We start from the raw sequence: 1,612 nt of genomic DNA on the forward strand, positions 1-1,612 counted from the left end.
GTGCCAAGCTGCAGGCCCAAGAGCGTCACGATCGGCAGCAGCGCGTTGCGCATCACGTGCGCCAGCAGGACCCGCATGCGCGACAATCCCTTGGCGCGCGCGGTGCGGACGAAATCGAGCTTGAAAACCTCGAGCATGGACGCCCGCATCACCCGCGCATAGGTCGCGGCATAGAACAGTCCGAGCGCGGTTGCCGGCAGCACCAGGTGGTGCATCACATCAAGCGCATCGGCGAACGTGCCGTTATCCGCCCCGATCGTACGCATGCCGCCCACCGGGAACCAGCCGAGCTTCACCGCAAACAGCACGGTCATCATGATGCCGAGCCAGAAGCTCGGCGCCGCGAAGAAGAACACCGCGACGAGCGAGATCAGATTGTCCCAGATCGAATTGACCCTGCTGGAGGCCAATACGCCCGCGGTGACTCCGACCAATAGCGCGATCACGGTCGACGCCAGCATCAGGATCAAGGTCGCGGGCAACTGCGCCATGATCACGTCAAGCACCGGCGCGTTCTGCCGATAGGAAAAGCCCAGATCGAGCCGCAGCACCGACCAGATGTATTTCGCGAGCTCGATCCAGGCCGGCTGATCGACGCCATAGGTATGCCGAAGCTGATCGAGCATGGCAGGATCGGTGATCTGCTGCTCCGACGTCATCACGTCGAACAGGCTGCCGGGCGCGAGGTGGATCAGCACGAAGTTGAGCACGATCACCGCCAGGATCAGCGGGATGATCTGCGCAAGGCGGCGAAGGACGATGCGGCGCAACGCGGGCTCTCCGTTCAGCGATCGAGCCAGACTTCCGCCCAGCTTTCACCCATGAAGTCCGCCGTCAGCGAATGGTTGCGGACATCGGTGCGAGCGATCGTCACCGGGTCGAGATCGACCATCGGCAGCAGCGGCGCCTCGCTGGTGGCGAGCTGGTCGAACTGCTTGACCAGGCCGATCCGCTTGGGCTCGTCGGTCTCGACCGCCATCCTGGCGACGATCTCGTCAAGCTTCGGATTGGAATAACCGGTGGCATTGCGGAAGGCCGCGCCCTTCACGATGCCATCCGTGGTGTAGTATTCCGTCGTGGACGGGATCAGCTCGATGCTGCCGCTGTTGTTGGACACGGCGATGTCGTAGTCGTAGTCGGTATAGATCCGCTTCAGCGAGGTGGCGCGATCGGGAACGACCAGGTCGACAGTGATATCGAGATCCTCGAAGGCCTGCTTGAGGTATTGCCCGATCTTGTCGTTCTCCTCGAACCAGCCGGCCGAGACCAGGTTCATGCCAAAACGCGAGCCACTCTTGACGGGATAGCCGGCCGCATCCAGCATCTTCGCGGCCTTCTTGACGTCAAACGGATAATCCTGAACGTCCTTGGTGAAGAAGATGCTGTTCGACGAATGGATCACGCCGATCGAGGGGTGCGCCCGGCCGAAAAACACCGTATCGGCGATGAACTGGCGGTCGATGCCGTACATCAGCGCCTGGCGTACCTCACGCTTCTTGAAGATCTCGCGGCGCTGGTTGAACTCGATCGTGGTCACCCAGGCCGAGTTGGAATAGCCTCGATTCTCGGCCACGAACTTGCCGGTCCCGGTCAGGCGCGCAATGTCCAGCAT

Annotated in this window: 2 protein-coding genes; both read right to left on the bottom strand. The window is 61.9% G+C overall.

Annotated elements, in window-relative coordinates; genetic code table 11:
• The coding region (locus WCB02_RS16285) for an ABC transporter permease (RefSeq protein ID WP_423959485.1) at positions 1-770 on the bottom strand (770 nt) is incomplete at its 3' end.
• Between the two features lie 14 nt (positions 771-784).
• Positions 785-1,612, bottom strand: an 828-nt coding sequence (locus WCB02_RS16290) for an ABC transporter substrate-binding protein (RefSeq protein ID WP_423959487.1), incomplete at its 5' end; no start/stop codon positions are given.

It is taken from the genome of Bradyrhizobium sp. (assembly GCF_049581145.1).
In the GTDB taxonomy this organism is placed as follows: Bacteria; Pseudomonadota; Alphaproteobacteria; order Rhizobiales; family Xanthobacteraceae; genus Bradyrhizobium.